At 50.6% G+C, this 18,449-nt stretch carries 15 protein-coding genes and 1 pseudogene; 13 read left to right on the plus strand and 3 right to left on the minus strand.

The window, feature by feature from the left end; translation table 11 throughout:
* Nucleotides 1–136: 136 nt before the first annotated feature.
* Nucleotides 137–586, minus strand: coding sequence for a terminus macrodomain insulation protein YfbV (gene yfbV, locus BZG25_RS04505; protein ID WP_077578559.1), 450 nt, complete (start codon nucleotides 584–586; stop codon nucleotides 137–139).
* Nucleotides 587–942: 356 nt separating this feature from the next.
* On the opposite strand from yfbV, the gene BZG25_RS04510 reads away from it, so the two are divergent.
* From BZG25_RS04510 to BZG25_RS04520, 3 genes are all read left to right on the plus strand, one after another.
* A complete protein-coding gene (locus BZG25_RS04510) occupies nucleotides 943–2,139 on the plus strand; it encodes an acetate kinase (RefSeq protein WP_046073659.1) in 1,197 nt (398 codons plus the stop codon).
* A gap of 105 nt (nucleotides 2,140–2,244) precedes the next feature.
* Nucleotides 2,245–4,392 (plus strand): phosphate acetyltransferase, encoded by a 2,148-nt coding sequence (gene pta / locus BZG25_RS04515; protein WP_046073660.1) that lies wholly within the window; start codon nucleotides 2,245–2,247, stop codon nucleotides 4,390–4,392.
* 128 nt (nucleotides 4,393–4,520) lie between these two features.
* On the plus strand, nucleotides 4,521–5,660 hold the full coding sequence (locus BZG25_RS04520) for an amidohydrolase (protein ID WP_077638582.1): 1,140 nt from the start codon (nucleotides 4,521–4,523) through the stop codon (nucleotides 5,658–5,660).
* A 7-nt stretch (nucleotides 5,661–5,667) separates the two neighbouring features.
* Here the strand turns inward: BZG25_RS04520 and BZG25_RS04525 are convergent, their stop codons facing one another.
* Nucleotides 5,668–6,306, minus strand: coding sequence for a LysE family translocator (locus BZG25_RS04525; RefSeq protein WP_046073662.1), 639 nt, complete (start codon nucleotides 6,304–6,306; stop codon nucleotides 5,668–5,670).
* Between the two features lie 247 nt (nucleotides 6,307–6,553).
* Here BZG25_RS04525 and metN point away from each other — a divergent pair, with 247 nt between their 5' ends.
* The 10 genes and pseudogenes from metN to BZG25_RS04575 all read left to right on the plus strand — a co-directional run bounded on the left by metN (nucleotide 6,554) and on the right by BZG25_RS04575 (nucleotide 16,544).
* On the plus strand, nucleotides 6,554–7,588 hold the full coding sequence (metN, locus tag BZG25_RS04530) for a methionine ABC transporter ATP-binding protein MetN (protein ID WP_077520233.1): 1,035 nt from the start codon (nucleotides 6,554–6,556) through the stop codon (nucleotides 7,586–7,588).
* Nucleotides 7,578–8,264: a methionine ABC transporter permease gene (locus BZG25_RS04535; RefSeq protein ID WP_077638583.1), complete on the plus strand. Its 687-nt coding sequence runs from the start codon at nucleotides 7,578–7,580 to the stop codon at nucleotides 8,262–8,264. Before metN ends, BZG25_RS04535 begins: the two co-directional genes overlap by 11 nt.
* Before the next feature lie 46 nt (nucleotides 8,265–8,310).
* Nucleotides 8,311–9,126: a methionine ABC transporter substrate-binding lipoprotein MetQ gene (gene metQ / locus BZG25_RS04540; RefSeq protein ID WP_077638584.1), complete on the plus strand. Its 816-nt coding sequence runs from the start codon at nucleotides 8,311–8,313 to the stop codon at nucleotides 9,124–9,126.
* Nucleotides 9,127–9,338: 212 nt separating this feature from the next.
* Entirely contained in the window at nucleotides 9,339–10,277 is a 939-nt protein-coding gene (locus BZG25_RS04545; RefSeq protein WP_046073666.1) for a LysR family transcriptional regulator, read from the plus strand.
* A 130-nt stretch (nucleotides 10,278–10,407) separates the two neighbouring features.
* Nucleotides 10,408–12,315 carry a TonB-dependent receptor domain-containing protein gene (locus BZG25_RS04550; RefSeq protein WP_077638585.1) on the plus strand — a complete coding sequence of 636 codons (1,908 nt, stop codon included), beginning with the start codon at nucleotides 10,408–10,410 and terminating at the stop codon, nucleotides 12,313–12,315.
* A 14-nt stretch (nucleotides 12,316–12,329) separates the two neighbouring features.
* Nucleotides 12,330–13,214, plus strand: coding sequence for an alpha/beta hydrolase (locus tag BZG25_RS04555; RefSeq protein ID WP_077638586.1), 885 nt, complete (start codon nucleotides 12,330–12,332; stop codon nucleotides 13,212–13,214).
* A 77-nt stretch (nucleotides 13,215–13,291) separates the two neighbouring features.
* Nucleotides 13,292–13,462 (plus strand): annotated as a pseudogene (locus BZG25_RS04560) (MetQ/NlpA family ABC transporter substrate-binding protein); the annotation flags it as partial.
* A 399-nt stretch (nucleotides 13,463–13,861) separates the two neighbouring features.
* On the plus strand, nucleotides 13,862–14,440 hold the full coding sequence (locus BZG25_RS04565) for a LemA family protein (protein ID WP_077638587.1): 579 nt from the start codon (nucleotides 13,862–13,864) through the stop codon (nucleotides 14,438–14,440).
* A 49-nt stretch (nucleotides 14,441–14,489) separates the two neighbouring features.
* The gene (locus BZG25_RS04570) at nucleotides 14,490–15,407 is read left to right on the plus strand and encodes a hypothetical protein (protein WP_131826102.1); all 918 of its coding nucleotides are present in this window, start codon (nucleotides 14,490–14,492) and stop codon (nucleotides 15,405–15,407) included.
* Between the two features lie 165 nt (nucleotides 15,408–15,572).
* A complete protein-coding gene (locus tag BZG25_RS04575) occupies nucleotides 15,573–16,544 on the plus strand; it encodes a GlxA family transcriptional regulator (protein WP_077638589.1) in 972 nt (323 codons plus the stop codon).
* Between the two features lie 142 nt (nucleotides 16,545–16,686).
* On the opposite strand, the gene BZG25_RS04580 is transcribed toward BZG25_RS04575, so the two are convergent.
* Nucleotides 16,687–18,441, minus strand: a complete 1,755-nt coding sequence (locus BZG25_RS04580; protein ID WP_077638590.1) for a BCCT family transporter — start codon at nucleotides 18,439–18,441, stop codon at nucleotides 16,687–16,689.
* Between the last annotated feature and the right edge of the window lie 8 nt (nucleotides 18,442–18,449).

Raw genomic sequence — 18,449 nt, forward strand, 5'->3', positions numbered from 1 at the left:
ACGCTTTCCCACATACACTTTCCCACAGACAAAAACGCCGACCAGCTGGTCGGCGTTTTTGTTATCGTTTCTTCTCGTTAGCGCGTCGATAGTCGATGGCCGATATCTGCGCGATAGCGACGACCCCGCGTGTCTGTTAGAACCAGCGCTCTAAGGCGGCACGATCAACTTTAAACGCGCGGCTTAACGCATGCGCAAGCTCTTTGTATCGTGGCTGGTTTTTGATCGGCTGCATCGCATGGCCTTCGCTGGTGATCTTTTGATGCAGCTCACGATACCAACCCGCGAGCGCCGGCGGCAGAGGCGTATCACGACGCTTACCCAACCACCACAATCCTTGCACCGGCAAGCTCAACGCGAACAGGGCCACAATCACCGCTTGCGGTAGCCCTTGCACATTATTGGCCGACATCTGCAGCAATACACTGATTGCCGCCACTGCAGGCATGACTTTAATCGCGAAACGAGTCATGGTGATCACCCGGTTTTCGGGAAAGACCGGTGCCAACTCCTTTCTCATTGGCCATTCCTGCATGTACTTCTGACCGTCTTGCAGGCAGCGCCAGATTGACTTATTCGTTGTCATACCTACCTCACTTACTCAGTGTGACTCGACTCGCTGTCACTCAACTTTTACAATAAAAATTAAACAAACTGTTTAAAAACTTTCAAATTTAACCAGTATTGCTCAAAAAATTTTTGTTATCTGTATCAAGTCCCGCTATCCTTAGCGCACTTTATCATTGTTGCTCGGATTCGATTGTCTCGCAACCTAATCTGGTTGTACTCGACGGAGCGTTCATTTATCCAGGACGGATAAAGATGGTTCTTTCCCCGCGACAACGCATGAGATAATTCTTTTTTTAAAAAGGTAGTGTCTCTGTTTGTCCACTATCCTTTTTGTTCAATACACTTTGTCATACGAAACATAGGTAGTCATACATGTCCAAGCTGGTTCTCGTACTCAATTGCGGAAGCTCCTCTTTGAAGTTCGCCATTGTCGACGCTCAATCAGGCGATGAGCATCTTACCGGTCTAGCCGAATGCCTTCACCTTCCAGAAGCCCGCATTAAGTGGAAGATGGACGGTAAGCATGAAGCCCAACTCGGCGAAGGTGCCGCACACAATGAAGCCCTTAATTTCATTGTCGATACCATTCTTGCCTCAAAGCCTGAGCTTGCCGAGAACCTAGGTGCCATTGGCCACCGCGTTGTTCACGGTGGTGAGCACTTTACCCAGTCAGCATTAATTACGGACGATGTACTGAAAGGGATCCACGATGCAGCCAGCTTTGCACCGCTGCACAACCCTGCCCATATCGTAGGTATCGAAGCGGCGAAAAAAGCCTTCCCTGCGCTGAAAAACGTGGCGGTATTCGATACGGCATACCATCAAACGATGCCAGAAGAAGCCTACCTATATGCACTGCCTTATAACCTTTATAAAGAGCACGGCATCCGTCGCTATGGCATGCACGGTACGTCACACTACTTTATCGCTAACGCCGCCGCTGAGCAGCTTGGCAAGCCTGTAGAAGAAGTGAACATCATTAACTGCCACCTCGGTAACGGCGCGTCAGTTTGTGCGATTAAAAACGGCAAATCCGTCGACACCTCAATGGGTATGACCCCATTGGAAGGTCTGGTCATGGGCACCCGCTCTGGTGATCTAGACCCAGCAATTATCTTCCACCTGCACGATGCACTGGGTTACAGCGTTGAGCAAATCAACACCATGCTGACCAAAGAGTCTGGCCTGCAAGGCTTGACCGAAGTGACCTCTGACTGCCGCTTTGTCGAAGACAACTACGGTGAGAAAGAAGAAGCCACGCGTGCAATGAACGTGTTCTGTCACCGCCTTGCTAAATACGTAGCAAGCTACACCGCGACCCTAGACGGCCGTCTTGATGCGATTGTCTTCACCGGCGGTATCGGTGAGAACTCAGGTCCAATTCGTGAGCTCGTGCTTGAGCGCTTGTCGCTACTGGGTGTTGATGTCGACAAAGAGCGTAACCTGAAAGCGCGCTTTGGTGGCGAAGGCGTGATCACCACAGACGAAAGCCGTGTGCCAGCCATGGTGATTTCAACCAACGAAGAGTTGGTCATTGCGCAAGATACTGCGCGCCTAACTGGCCTGTAAGACCATTCCCAACGGCTGATTCCACTCAGCCGTTTTTATATTTGTGCCGGCCTGTCCGGCACGCCAATCAGATAGTAAGAGGAAGTCAACGTGTCCCGTACTATTATGCTAATTCCAATCGGCTCCGGCGTCGGTCTGACCAGTATCAGCCTCGGCGTAATGCGAGCGATGGAGCGTAAAGGCGTTCGCGTCTCATTTTTTAAACCCATTGCCCAGCCACATCACGGTAGCGACACCGATGTGACAGACCTGACGACAGAAATCATTCACGCCAACAGTGACATGAAAGTCGCCGAGTCGATGTCCATGAACCAGGCCGAAGATCTGCTGCGCTCCGATCAAGAAGACGTGCTGCTTGAAGAAGTGCTTGCACGCTTCACACGCGCCACCCAAAACACCGAAGTGGCGCTGGTTGAAGGCTTGGTCACCACGCGTAACCATCCGTTTGCCAACCAAATCAACTACGAGATCGCCAAGACGCTGGATGCAGAGATTGTCTTTGTCACCACACCAGGTACCGACAACCCAGCCCAGCTAAAAGAGCGTATCGAGTTTGCGTGCACCAACTTTGGTGGCAGCAAAAACGGCAATATCTCTGGCGTGATCATCAACAAGCTCAATGCGCCTGTGGATGATGCTGGCCGCACCCGCCCTGATCTGTCAGAAATCTTTGACGATGCAGACGGCGCGCGTCCAACTAACGTTGAAGTGATGCAGATTTTCAACTCGAGCCCAATCCGTGTACTGGGTTGTGTGCCGTGGAAAATCGACTTAATTGCCACCCGTGCCAGCGATATGGCCAAGCACTTGAATGCCACCATCATCAACGAAGGTGAAATTCACTCACGCCGTATCAAGAGCATTACTTTCTGCGCACGCTCTATTCCTAATATGGTTGAGCACTTCCGTCCTGGCTCACTGCTGGTGACCTCGGCAGACCGTCCAGACGTGATTGTCGCGGCCTGCTTGGCAGCAATGAACGGCGTAGAGATTGGTGCACTGCTGCTGACCGGTGGTTACTCGATCCCTGATCAGCTCAAAGCACTGTGTGATCGTGCCTTTGAAACGGGCCTACCGGTATTCACCACCGCTGGCAACACCTGGCAAACCTCACTCAACCTGCAAAGCTTCAGCCTCGAAGTTCCGGCTGACGACAAAGAGCGCGTTGAGTTTGTGAACGACCATGTAGCCAGCCACATTGATGGTAACTGGATTGAGTCACTAAGCTCTGGCTCTAACCGTGAGCGTCGCCTCAGCCCACCGGCCTTCCGTTATCAGCTCACCGAGTTTGCGCGTAAAGCCGCCAAGCGCATTGTACTGCCAGAAGGTGACGAGCCACGCACCATCAAAGCCGCCGCTATCTGTGCCGAGCGTAAAATTGCTGAGTGTGTGCTTTTGGGTAACCCAGAAGAAATCAAACGTGTTGCTGATCAACAGGGCGTAACCCTGGGCGCAGGCGTTGAAATCATTGACCCAGTGAAAGCGCGTGACAAATATGTTGCCCGTTTGGTTGAGCTGCGTAAGAGCAAAGGCATCACCGAAGTGATTGCGCAAGAGCACCTGGAAGACACAGTAGTACTGGGTACCATGATGCTAGAAGCCAACGAAGTGGACGGTCTGGTTTCTGGTGCCGTGCACACCACGGCTAACACCATTCGCCCACCGCTGCAGATCATCAAGACAGCGCCGAACGCCTCTTTGGTGTCGTCGGTCTTCTTCATGCTGCTGCCTGAGCAAGTGCTGGTTTACGGTGACTGTGCGATCAACCCGGATCCAAACGCGGAACAACTGGCTGAAATTGCAATTCAATCAGCCGACTCTGCCGCCGCATTCGGTATTGAGCCGCGCGTAGCGATGATCTCTTACTCGACCGGTAGTTCGGGTAAAGGGGCTGACGTGGATAAAGTTCGCGAAGCCACCCGCCTTGCCAAAGAGAAGCGCCCTGATCTCGTGATTGATGGCCCACTGCAGTACGACGCGGCCATCATGGAAAACGTGGCTAAGTCAAAAGCACCGGATTCACCGGTTGCCGGTAAAGCGACCGTGTTCGTCTTCCCAGACTTGAACACAGGTAACACCACCTACAAAGCGGTACAACGTTCTGCTGAGCTGGTGTCTATCGGTCCAATGCTGCAAGGCATGCGCAAGCCAGTGAACGACTTGTCGCGTGGCGCACTGGTAGACGACATTGTTTACACAGTGGCCCTGACCGCTATCCAAGCGAAACAAGCTGAAGACAACGGCCAAGTGTAATTTGCACCACGCTCTGTCGGATAAAACAAAAGCCAGCACCTGTTGCTGGCTTTTTTGCGTTTGCGTTCACAACGTGACATGCAAACGCGATCTAGCATGGCGTATCCATTCTGGTTTTGGAGTCGACGATGGCTAACGAATTCGATCCCGTCACACTACGGCATACCCTGCACCAAACCCCTGAGCTTTCTAATCACGAAGCCCTCACCGCCCGCACCATCGCCGCCCAATTGCGGCAATTTGGCTTTCACCCTGCCACTGATATCGGTGGTCACGGGATCCTGGTTACCATTCAAGGCGCGGCACCAGGGCCCACCACCTTACTACGTGCCGATTTCGATGCGCTGCCGATTGAAGAGAGTGGATCACAGGCTTACTGCTCCCAGCACCCAGGCGTGATGCATGCCTGTGGCCACGATGGCCATACCGCGGCGTTGCTGGCCGTCGCCGCCGAGCTTAGCCACATTCCGCCCGCTCGCGGCACTGTGCTGCTCGCCTTTCAGCCTGCCGAAGAAACCGGTGAAGGCGCAGCGCGTATGTGCGAGTCCCCCGAGATTGCCAACGTGCAGATTGATAATGTCTACGCCTTTCACAATCTCCCCGACTTTAATCAGCATCAAATCGTGGTGCGCCCCGGCACCTTTGCCTGCGCATCAACCGGGGTCGCTATTGAGCTGTACGGAAAAACTTCTCATGCCGCCTACCCAGAGCGTGGGATCAGCCCCGCCAGTGCGATGACAGGCGTGATGCATACCCTGACACAACTGCCCGACGCCTACCCAGACGCCAACAGCCTCGTCACCTTGGTTCACGCTCAGTTAGGAGAACCCGCCTACGGCGTCGCGCCCGGCCAGGCGACCGTGATGGCTACCTTGCGCAGTGATGACAACGCCTGCTTTCACGCCATGAAGGCCGACTTAGTCGACAAAGTGAACACGCTCGCGGCTCGGGCAGGATTAACGGTCAATGTTAGCTGGCATGAACCCTTTATCGCGGCCGAGAACAGCACACACCATACGCAGCATGTGGTCAATGCCGCGCAGTCGTTAGGGTTAGCGGTTCACAGGCTCACCGAGCCCATGCGCTGGTCGGAAGATGTGGCCGAATTTCTTGCTCGCTGGCCAGGGGCGTTATTTGGCATTGGCAGTGGTGAGCATCATCCACAGCTACATAACCCCGATTATGATTTTCCCGATGCGATTCTCCCCACCGCCAAAGCGATCTTTACCGCTTTGGTCGCTGAGCATCACGGGCGTGGCACGGATTAATCACGTCCTATCCCAGCGCCAGCCAAACGCCAACGCCTACCATCAAGGTGCCGGCGACACGGTTGAGCAGTTGCACGTTGCCTCTTTGCTGCAAAAATCGACGCAACGTGCGACCACCGCTGGCATAGAGCATCAAGCAGCTAAATTCAGTCAGCAGAATAATCAACACCAGCACACTTAACTGGCTAGGCAGCGCCAATTTAGGATTAATAAATGGCGGCAACAGCGAAATCATAAACGCCCAGCCTTTGGGGTTGGCAATCGCGGTGACAAACCCTTGGGTCGCCAAGGACCACGCTGATGCTTCACTGGGGCTAGCGTCATCATCCTCCGGAATAGCCATTTTCCCGCGAGATCGCCACATTTGCACCCCAAGAAACGCCAGATAGGCACCACCGACGTATTTGAACACCTGAAAGATCGACGGATAGTTAAGCATCATTGCCGCCACCCCAATTACCGAGGCAATCGCTACTAGCCCCACGCCAATTAACTCGCCCCACATCATATGCAGGCTACGCTTAACCCCGATGGTCATTCCCAGCGTCATCGAGAGGGTCATACACATCCCAGGGGTCACGGACACCAGAAAAAAGGTCGGGATGAACAAGGAAAGCATGGTGGTATCAATCAAAGCAGTTGGCATAAAGCGTAATCAGAACAAAGCACTACAGGGGCTCCTAGTAAACGTCCTTTATCGTTTGAGATCAAGCCTACTGTTGAGTTTATAACCAAGCGATTGGACTTATTGCCATTTAGACGTCCAGAAGTAAAAATATCCATTGACTTAATTTTGACTAACTCATAGCATCAATAACCAGAGCGACAGCAAGAATGTGGCACAAGCCGCTGAGTGAGTCTGCTGTGATCAAATTATTCGCCAAGGACATGTGATGATTGAGATAACCAACCTCAACAAGGTATTCGAACTCGGGGAACGCCGAATTCATGCCCTTAATGACATCAACTTATTTATTCCCAAGGGGAAAGTATTTGGTGTGATCGGTGCCTCCGGCGCAGGGAAAAGTACCCTAATCCGGATGGTTAACCTGCTCGAGCGCCCAACCAGCGGCTCAGTCAAAGTGGGTGGCACTAACCTCACGGCGTTACCCAGCCGCCAGTTGACCCAAGCGCGCCGTAAAATCGGGATGATTTTCCAACACTTTAATCTGCTTTCGTCACGCACCGTGTTCGATAATATCGCCCTACCGCTTGAGCTAAGTGGCTCGAGCCGCGATGAGATTGAAACCCGCGTGAGCGAACTGCTCGATCTGGTTGGCTTGGCCGATAAGCGTGATGTGTATCCTGCCAGCCTCAGTGGCGGACAAAAACAACGTGTCGCCATTGCCCGTGCATTGGCGCCAAGCCCCAACGTTCTACTTTGTGATGAAGCCACCAGCGCACTGGATCCGGCCACCACGCAATCCATTCTGTCGCTGCTGCAAACCATCAACCAAAAGCTCAACCTCACCATTTTGCTGATCACCCACGAAATGGATGTGGTCAAACGTATCTGTGACGACGTCGCTATTATTGGCGATGGCGAGCTCGTCGAGTCCGGTCCGGTGGGCGAGATTTTTGCGCACCCCAAATCCGACTTGGCCAAACAATTTATTCGTTCAACCCTCGACTTGTCAGTGCCGCATGATTTTGCCCAGCGCTTACAACAAGAATACTTCGAAGGCAGTTACCCCTTGGTGCGCCTCGAGTTTACCGGCGCGACGGTCGATGACCCATTAATCAGCCAGATCTCGCGTCTGTTTGATATCGACATCAGCATTTTAAGCTCAGATATCGACTACGCCGGCGGCGTGAAATTCGGCCTACTGCTTGCGGAAATCATGGGTCCAAAAGAGGCGGTTGAAAACGCCATCACTTACCTCAACAAGCACCATGTCAACACGGAGGTACTTGGCTATGTTGATTGATCAACTCACTCAATGGGTCAATGAAAACAGCGCCCTTATCAACTTGCTCCTCGAGGCCACCGGCCAAACCCTGTATATGGTGTTTGCCTCCGGCATCATGGGCTTTGTGATTGGTATCCCACTAGGCGTGCTACTGCATGTGACCAAACCCGGTGGTTTGCTGGGTCAGCCACAAGTTAACCAGGTGCTTGGCGCAATAGTGAACATTGGTCGCTCCATCCCCTTTATTATCTTGCTGGTGGCGATTATTCCCTTTACCCGCATGGTGGTTGGCACCTCAATCGGCACCGCGGCGGCGATTGTGCCACTTACCGTCGGCGCGATTCCATTTATTGCCCGCTTGGTTGAAGGGGCGTTACTGGAACTACCGGCAGGGCTAGAAGAAGCGGCCAAAGCGATGGGCGCGAACCCGCTCCAAATTATTTGTAAAGTGCTGATACCTGAAGCACTGCCGGGCATCATCAATGGCGCCACCATTACCTTGGTCACCTTGGTGAGCTACTCAGCCATGGCCGGTGCCGTCGGCGGTGGTGGCCTTGGGGATGTGGGCATCCGCTATGGCTATCAACGCTTTGATACCACCGTCATGCTGATCACCGTTGTGATGCTGGTGGTCTTAGTACAAGCGATTCAATCTTTTGGTGATTACTTGGTGCGACGCGCCGATCACCGCTAAATCAAACACAATAATGACGAATATGTTCCAAACAGGGAGACAGACAATGAAAACCACCATTAAAACGCTACTAGCCACCCTTGGCCTTGCCTCAACCTTGGTGCTGACTGGCTGCGGTGAGAAAGAACAAGCCGCAACCGATAATAACAGCATCACCGTGGGCGTGATGGCGGGCGAAGAGGCACAAGTGGCTGAACATGCGGTGAAAGAAGCGAAAAAGCTCGGTCTTGATGTAGAGCTAGTGACCTTTACCGACTATGTCTCGCCAAACGCGGCACTGGACGATGGCTCAGTTGATGTGAATGCTTTTCAGCACAAACCGTACTTAGACGCACAAATCAAAGACCGTGGTTATGAGTTTGCGATTGCCGGCAACACCTTTGTGTATCCGATTGCAGCGTATTCTTACAAGCTAGATAGCGTCGAGGATCTACCAGAAGGCGGTAAAATTGCGGTGCCAAACAACCCATCGAACCTGGGCCGTTCACTGGTATTGCTTGAGCAGCAAGGCATCATCAAGCTCAAAGAAGGTGCAGGCATCAACGCCACCAAACTGGATATCGTTGAGAATCCGAAAAACGTAGAAATCATCGAGCTAGAAACCCCACAACTGCCTCGCTCATTGGAAGATGTGGACTTGGCTATTATCAACAATACCTTTGCCGCCGGCGTGGGCCTAACGCCAAGCAAAGACGGTATCTTTGTTGAAGACAAAGAGTCACCCTACGTGAACCTGATTGTGGCGCGCAAAGACAACGTCGACGCTGAAAACGTCAAAACCTTTGTAAAAGCCTACCAAACTGATGCGGTTTACAACGCCGCGATGGAAATCTTTGACGGCGCCGTGGTAAAAGGCTGGTAAGCCACTACGCGTAACATACTGAAATGATTAAGCCCGTGCTGAAAAGCGCGGGCTTTTTTTAGTGGTGAGAGGTATCAAAATGTAACTCTCCCCAAAAAACAGACCCTACATACTTGAATAGGAGGGGTGCTGTTCATCTTATACAAGATTCTGGTATGTTGATTCCAACATTACGGCTTCAATGACTGGCATCACTGATTAAATACCCTACTATGCAAATACCCAACATCGATGTGACATCTCTTTATATTCTCAAGTACTTACTCGAGGAAAAGCATGTGTCCAATACCGCACTTCTACTTAATACCAGTCAATCATCTGTCAGCCGAGCACTACAAAAAATGCGGATTTTTTTCGATGACGAGCTCTTGGTGCGTACAAGTTTTGGCTTTGCCCTCACTCCCAAAGCCGAAGATATTAAGCAAGATATCTCTTCTTTAATCATTAATTTAGAGAAGCTTTCGCATAAGAACTCATTTGAACCTGAGAAGGTAGCAGGCACCGTTCGTTTTTACGGATTACAACCACAAATCAACACATTGATGCCAGACGTCGTTGCCGCTATTCGCGAGAGAGCGCCTAACCTCATTGTCAGCATAGACACCTCGCCACAGCAGCATTTTGAAAAGCTTGCTGCGGGTGATATCCACTTTTCTTTATCGTCACACGAGCCACCGACATCTGAGCAAAGTATTCACCGAAAAGCCGTTGCACAACGAGATTTTCGTTTACTGATGAACCGCAACCATCCCTTAGCAAATATGACATTGACGGCAGAAAACTTAAGTCAGTGCAATTTTGGACAAATTTCATTACAAGGTGAAAAGACACTATCGCTTGAGCACAAATTTATTGAGTTGGGGTTAGCGAATAAAAAGCGACGCCTCTCCACACCTATACAAATCACTAACTTCAGCTCTGCGCCAAACATTGCTGCTCAAACCGATATCATTTTCCATTTGCCTACCCCTTTTGCACAAGCAGCCTGTCACGACGAAAGGCTTATCACTCGAGAAGTCCCTGAACTCTTGCAGTTACATTTTTCGAAAGTCTATCTATGCTGGCACAAACGCTTTCACGATGACCCTATGTGTGTCTGGATCCGTGAGCTATTTGATGAGCTATTCGATAGCACTACTACTTACTCCTGACTCAAAGGACCATATTGCAAATAGCGCATAGTGGGTTTTTGTTCTACGAATAAGGTATTGATTGAAAGCATTTGCTAATGAGTATTTAATTGATAACGATTATTAATTACCAAACTGTTAGCTGCCCAATATGTTTAAAACCAATCCTTTTATTTATCGTTTTGCGGTAGGGTTAACCTTAACAATCCCGCTGGTTTCTTTGGCTGATACGCCACGCTCTGAGGCCTCGACGTCCAGTGAAACCATGGTTATTACCGCCACTGGTTATGAACAGTCCACCCTGTCAGCCCCTGCGTCTATTAGTGTGATAAATCGGTCTCAAATTGAAAACCGTGCCTACAAAGATATCACTGATGCTCTTCAAGACGTTCCAGGCGTGGTGATCACAAGTGGCGGTTCACGCCAAGAGATATCACTTCGCGGAATGCCGTCTGACTACACAGTGATTCTCGTTGACGGCCGTAAGCAGTCAGGGCGAGAAACACAAGTTAGCGGCGGTGGTGGCTATGAGCAAGACTGGCTGCCCCCTCTAAACACCATAGAGCGAATTGAAGTGATACGCGGCCCGATGTCCACCCTCTACGGATCCGATGCCATTGGTGGAGTAATAAACATTATTACCCGCAAAGATAACACCGAATGGGCAGGCCAACTGCGTGCTGAATCCGTGCTGCAAGAAAATAATCAATCGGGTGATTATTATCAAGGCGAGCTGTCTTTATCTGGCCCACTAGTCAGCGATCGTCTCAGTGCCAATCTTTCAGCACGATACCAAGAGCGCATTGAAGATGACATTGCGTTCGCCAATGGTGGAAAAACACTCGAAAACTATCGCGCATCACTGCACTTTACTGCCACTGACGACGATACCATCAGTGTAGACTACACCCACCACGACCAAACACGGGAAAACACCGCCGGAAAGACAAGAACCCGCGATTCAGAAACCAACAATAACCGGCAATCTATCGGAATTGGACACGAAGCAAGCTACAGCGATATTAGCGGATCCTCCTATTTTAGTATGGAATCAGTCGAGAACGTGGGTCGCTCGTTAGAGGTAGAGAATATCCGAGCGAAAACGCAGTGGTCCAAAACGCTTAACCTTCATTATGTTTCGGTTGGTACCAACTTTGAGCGTGAAGTGCTCGACAACGGTAGTTTCGAGTTTCGCAATGCACAATGGTCTGTCTTTGCCGAGGATGAGTGGTACGTCAGCGATAATATTGCTCTCACCTTAGGGCTTCGTTACGACAACAATGAACAATTCGGCTCCCATCTTAGTCCTCGGGTTTACGCAGTATGGTCTCCCAGCGCCACCTGGGCGATAAAAGGGGGGGTATCGACAGGCTACCGCGCGCCCAGCCTGACCGAAATGGAAGAAGACTGGGTACAAGAGAGCTGTAATGGACGATGCGACCTATATGGCAACGCTGACCTCAAACCGGAATCCTCAGTCAATACCGAACTTGGTCTGTACTATGAAGATATAGACATGTTAAGTACCAGCGTCACTGTTTTTTATAACGACTTTGAAGACAAAATTGACCGCGTTAACCTTGATCCAAACTGCACCGCGCGTGCCTGTGACGCCACCTATGCCAATATCGAGGAAGCCATCACTTATGGCAGTGAAGCGTCGGTCAAAAAAGCACTGACAAAAAGTCTGGATGTAACCGCGACCTACACCTACACACGCTCAGAAAAACGCGCTGGTGAAGACAAAGGTCAGCCATTAACTCAGGTCCCTACCCACTTGGTCGCGCTCAACACTGATTGGGCTATTCAAGATGACATTGGCTCATGGCTACGCGTTTCCTATCGTAGTGAAGAATCCGATCCGATTAGTATCGATTCAAGAAGTCAGACCGCACCATCCGTTACTTATGTTGACTTTGGCACCAATTGGCAGCTCAACCGCCATTTCAAACTGATGGCCGGCATCTATAACCTTTTAGACAAGCAAACCACTTACGATGAATATGGCTACGTTGAAGATGGCCGTCGTTATTGGTTGGCAGTTGAAACATCATTCTAATACGAGCAATAAATATGAAATTACTCATAAAGTTTTTATCTCTTTCTCTAATTTGTATGTCCTCAGTAAATGCCAGCGAGAGTCATGTAATGCATAAGGATATTGCTTATAAACAGGTCGAAGGGAAAGCAATTGGCTTGGATCTCTACACACCCAGCGCTCAAGCTGATCAACCATACCCGCTCTTGGTTTGGGTACATGGCGGTGCATGGAAGCGAGGAAGCAAAGATGCCATCCCAACTAAGAACCCAACATTACTCAAGGCCGTGTTAGAAAAGGGCTATGCATTGGCTGCTGTCAATTACCGCCTAAGCGGTGAGGCGATATTCCCCGCCCCTTTAACGGACATCAATGATGCGCTTAATTATCTCCACGATCATGCAAATCAATATCATATTAGAGCGGATGAATTAGCGATGATGGGCCGTTCAGCCGGGGGGCATTTAGCCGGGTTAGTGGGAGCCACCAACTCACATAGCAATATCGCTTTTTATACCTCCAATCCTAAATATAGAGTGAAAGCAGTGGTCAGTTTCTTTGGTCCCACAGACTTGATGGCATTGGGCAAGAAACATGGCAAAAAAGCGAGCAAGCGATCATCTGTCGCGCGCTTTTTAGGTGATATACCGAGCAACATACCGGATATTGCACAACGAGCGTCGACCACTCACTACATCAACTCAAATACGCCCCCTTTTATCCAGCTTCATGGTGCAGAAGACAAGCGTGTTCCAGTGTCACAAAGCCAACTGCTTCAATCTAAACTCGACGACTATGGCATTGATAATCGGCTATTTATTGAGCAAGGTGTTGGACACAGCGCGGCTGTGTTTGATACCGATAAATACGTGCCACATGTGATGGCATTCCTTGAACAGCACTTCCCGGCGCAGCGTTAAAGTGAATGTATAAAAACCGTATGCAATCGTGTGGGCTGTTTCGACTAAGGAAATCGGCACAAGATTCAGTAAAATAAGACGGTATCTTTGTTGAAGACAAAGAATCGCCTTATGTGAACCTGATTGTGGCGCGCAAAGACAACGTCGACGCAGAAAACGTCAAAACCTTTGTTAAAGCCTACCAAACTGATGCGGTTTACAACGCCGCGATGGAAATCTTTGACGGCGCAGTCGTAAAAGGCTGGTAAGCTAGCATAACAATGTGTTAGCTCAGACGAACGCATTGATGCTAACCAGTATAAATAGCTAGATAAACGCCACAGTGACTGGTGAAGTAACTGTGGCGTTTTTTAATCATAGTTCTCAACCTTAATTTCCAGCAGCAATACCGCACAGATAACAATAGTGACAATTAGATGCGATAATGTACGAGCTCAAATTAGCATTCTTTGATTTCGGAATACTGTGCTTATGGCCAGAAACACGAGTGGCAAACGTGTTTTGGAATCGCCTTAACGTTTAGCACTTCATACTCCCCTCATTAATTGAATATTTTAAATTTCCTGGTAGTTTTTGCCCTCTTCCATCAAAACACCCATCCCTTCCTAGCAATCAGGGATTAATAAAGCATCAATTTAGGAGATAGCATGGGCCTGATCATCACGGTCATCTTACTGGTCTTATTGACTAGCGCGACCTTTTATCTCATCGGAATTTATAACCGCTTGGTCGCCGTTAAGCACAATGTGAGCAAGGCTTGGTCTAATATCGATGTTTTGCTCAAGCAACGCCACGATGAATTACCCAAGCTAGTCGATACTGCAAAGCAGTATATGAGCTACGAGCAGGAAACGCTTGTCCAAGTGATTAATGCTCGTAATCAAGTTGAGGACGCTCGTCAGGAAGGCGATGCAAAAAAAGTAGGTCACGCCGAAGAGCAATTACGTGGTGGTATGGGTCAACTTTTGGCATTAGCAGAAGAATATCCAGATCTCAAGGCCGATGAGTCTTTCCAGCAACTGCAATCACGCATTTCTGAATTAGAAAACCAGATAGCCGATCGCCGTGAATTCTATAACGCATCAGTTAACACTAACAACATTCGTATTGAGCAATTCCCTGATGTATTGATAGCCAACCTTATGAACTTCAAAGCCTTTGACTTGCTTGAGTTCCAAGAATCTGAAAAACAGGACCACAACCTGTCAGCGCTTTTCGGTAATTAGTCGTGGCCAATAGACACCAGTCATTATTGTTATCAAGGTAAATAAAGACATGGATCATCTGATAATGGAACTCGCTTGGAACATCGAAAAAATGGATTCGATGTTTTTCATTGGGGCGCTTTTTTTCACGGGTACTTTCGCGACCTTTGCGGGTATTATTGCAATCATAAAATTCCGCGCCTACCGAGTGGTTGCTGACACGCCAACATCGCTTGTCCGTAGTGCTCCACAAGGCTATGTAGAACTTAAAGGGCAATTCGAACCGCTTAATCCCGATGAGCCTATCTATGCGCCGTTTACCGGTAAGCCATGCGTCTGGTATCGCGTCTATATGGAAGAAGCGCGAAAGTCCGGCGATGATGTCGAGTGGGTCACCGTCTATAGTGAGAGCGACCCTCGTCCCTTCCGACTGGTTGATGAAACTGGCCAGTGTTTTATTCTACCTAACTGGGCAAACCTGCGTCTGAAAACAGTGAGTGAATACTTCCGTCCGAGGGACTTAGGGCTTCCATCGAGTCAGGTTCGCTATTGTGAGGAACGCATTGAAGCAGGCCCCGGCTACGTTATTGGTCATTTAACAACAACTGACGGCGCTGAGGTCAGTAAGACTGACGAGATCTTAGACGAAAGCTTGAAAATGTGGCGCACCGATTACATGAAAGAGATCGGAGGCAATCTTAAATTATACCACCCAAATACGACCCCAAAAGAATGGGACTATAATTCAACCGCGCAACAAATAGGTCATTGGTTAAACTCACTCGGGAAAATGAACGGACCGTTCCATATTATCGGCCCTTCTCAAGAGCCACGCCGGATGTTTATTGTCGGTAGTGGAGATGAAGAAAATATTGAAAATGGTTTACGTCGGATATTTGTCGTAAGCACCTGTTTTTCAATTGTTTTATCAACATGCTTTTTGTTCTTATTAGTGTCAAGACTTGGTGCTTGGCGCTTTTTAAGTTAAAAAGGCGCCCATAATACATATAGCCCGTACTGAAAAGTGCGGGCTTTGTTTTTGGTGGTGGTGCCACAGTCCCGGTTTCCTCGCTCACCGCAATCAGCATGACTTGACCCCCATACCGGCGGCCAGTCATCATATCCTCCCTATTTTTACGCTTGGTGTGCGGTCATGCGTCTTGAATACACAGGCCCGATGCCGGAATGTATCGGCTTTCTTTTACTGCCCCGCTTCTCGATGATGGCCTTTTTCTCTGCCGTCGAGCCACTGCGTATTGCCAACCAAATCAGTGGCAAGCAGCTATTTGATTGGCAAATGATCAGTGAGGATGGCAAACCGGTGAAGGCGTCTAACGGCATGTCATTGCTGGCAGATAAAGCCATTGATGCGGTGCATGACCTGCCCTCGCTGGCCGTGTGTAGCGGCTTTGATCCTGAAGCTTATTTAAGTCGCCCCTTAATGCGCTGGCTGCACCGTCTTGATGCGGCAGGGTGCGCGCTGGGTGGGCTTGATACCGGTTGCTTTTTGCTGGCCGCTGCCGACTTGCTCAAGGGTGAGCGGGTCACCTTACATTGGGAAAGCCTGCCCTCGTTTCAAGAGCGCTTTCCGGAAGTCAGTACCTCAGATGAGCTATTTGAGCTGGGACCGCGGCGTTTTTCATGCGCAGGGGGCGCAGCGGCGATGGACATGGCGCTGGATGTGATTGCGCGTCGTCACGGCACCCAGTTAGCGATCGACGTCTCTGAGCAGCTGGTGCACGAGCGCATTCGTACTCGGCGCGATCAACAGCGAATGACACTCGCCCGCCGTTTAGGCACCCATCGTCGGCGCCTGGTCGACGCGGTGGATGTGATGGAACGCCATATAGACTCCCCCCTGCCTTTATCGGAAGTGGCTCAGCGCAGTGGTATCTCACTTCGCCATCTGCAACGGCTTTTTGACAGCGAGCTGAACCAGTCACCACGAAGCTGGTATTTGGGGCTGCGGCTAGAGCGTGCCCATTACTTGCTAAAAGAAACCGATCTTGATGTATTATCCGTGGGGTTGGCGTGTGGCTTTAGCTCAAGCTCGAGTTTCTCCCGCGCGTTTCGCACCCACTACGGTGTGTCACCGCGCCAGATGCGAAAAGCCCAAAGCCAGTAAAAGAAGAAAGGCAAGATAGATAAAAAAGCCGCTCACCCCGCCACCTTAATCGTCAACGGAATGAGCAGCTTGTCTCGCGTTTAGCGCGTCTCGGAGCGACGCCTCAAACCGCTATTTTTTCGCGTCCAGCTATTTTTAGCGGCTAGCTTTTTTTAGCCGCCACTAGCGAGCGGCGCGACTCACCAAACAGTGAGATCAGCACCCCGGCGGTCATCACCAGGATCACCACGCTCAGTGGCAAGGCGGCGGCGATCAACGCCGTCTGTAGCGCCTTAAGGCCGCCGGCCATTAGCAGCGTTGCTGCCACCAAGCCAATCACCACGCCCCAAATAATACGGAAACGCTGCGGTGGTTCTTCGTCACCCAGTGATAAGATGGTTGTCAGCACCAAGGTGCCCGAGTCCGACGAGGTCACAAACCAGCTCATCAGCAAGAATACCATCAGAGCCGAGAGTATCCAGCCGAACACCCCGGTGCCGACAATGCCATCAGCTGCCGCAAATAAGGCCGCTGGCAGCTCCCAAGCATTAACCAAGTCGATAATGCCAGCACTGCCCACACCACCACTGGCATACAGCTCTTGATAGATAGCATTGCCGCCAAAAATCACCAACCAGACAAAGATCAGCAAGGTAGGCACAAACAATACCCCCAACACGAACTCACGCAGGGTGCGCCCTTTGGAAATACGCGCAATAAACAACCCTACAAACGGTGCCCAGGCAAGCCACCAGCCCCAATAGAAAATAGTCCAAGCCTGCTGCCAATCTACCGTACCCGGCTCATCAGCAAACCACAGCCCCATTGGGATAAAGTTAATCGCATAGTCGAGTAAGGTTTCACCAAACGCGCCGAACAACCACAGTGTGGGGCCGCCAATTAAAAAGACGCCAACCACAAACACCGACACCCAAATATTCATCTGCGAGATAATACGGATCCCGCGGCGCACACCAGAGACCGCCGAGACAATCGAGATAAACGAAATTACCGCAATCAACACCAGTTGGGTCGATAAGCCAGAGGCGATACCCATCAAGCGCTCCAGCCCCACGGCCATTTGACTCACGCCAAGCCCGAGTGAAGTCGCCACGCCAAACACGCAACCCAGCACCCCGAGGATGTCAAACAGATGGCCCCAGGCGCCGAAAATACGATCGCCGATAAAAGGATAAAGCGCCGAGCGCAGGGCCAAAGGGAGTTGCTTACGGTAGGCAAAATACGCCAGCGACATACCGACAATCACATAGATGGCCCAGCCATGCAGCCCCCAATGGAACACGGTGACCCGCAGCGCATCGATGGCGCGCTCATAGCCAATGGTCGCCGCGCCCGCCATGTCGGCGTGGGGATTGTTGGGGTAACCAAATCCACCGGTGTTATCGAGATAAAAGATAGGTTCGGCCACCCCAAAAAACAGGATGCCGATACCAATGCCGGCAGAGAACAGCATCGAGAACCAGGAGAAATTACTAAACTCTGGACGACTGTCGTCAGGGCCAAGACGCACGTTGCCGTACTTGCTGAAAACGATAAAACCGCACACGGTCAATAACAGCATCACGGTGACCAGGTAGTAGCCACTAAAGGTACTTTCAATCCAGGTGCGCGTGGTGCCAAACAAGACACTGGCCGTCTCTGATTGAAAGCCGGTGAACAGTACAAACGCCAGTACCAATACGGCTGAACAAATGGTCATGCCGCGGTGCATGCCTTGGAAGAAGCCACCTTGCGCAAGCTCGGTGACCATGTAATCGGTCGAGGTAGCAGCCTGCTGGCTGTCACCGCGTTGGGGTGAGTTTGGGGGTGTTGAAGTAGCGATAATGATTCCTCCTTGAGCCGGAAGTCGGGCCGGCGATCCCGTTATCCGCCCAGGCTCTGCTGGGCGGGACCTCATGATGGCTC

The sequence above is a fragment of the Salinivibrio sp. ML198 genome, assembly GCF_001996015.1.
GTDB classification, from domain to species: Bacteria; Pseudomonadota; Gammaproteobacteria; order Enterobacterales; family Vibrionaceae; genus Salinivibrio; species Salinivibrio siamensis.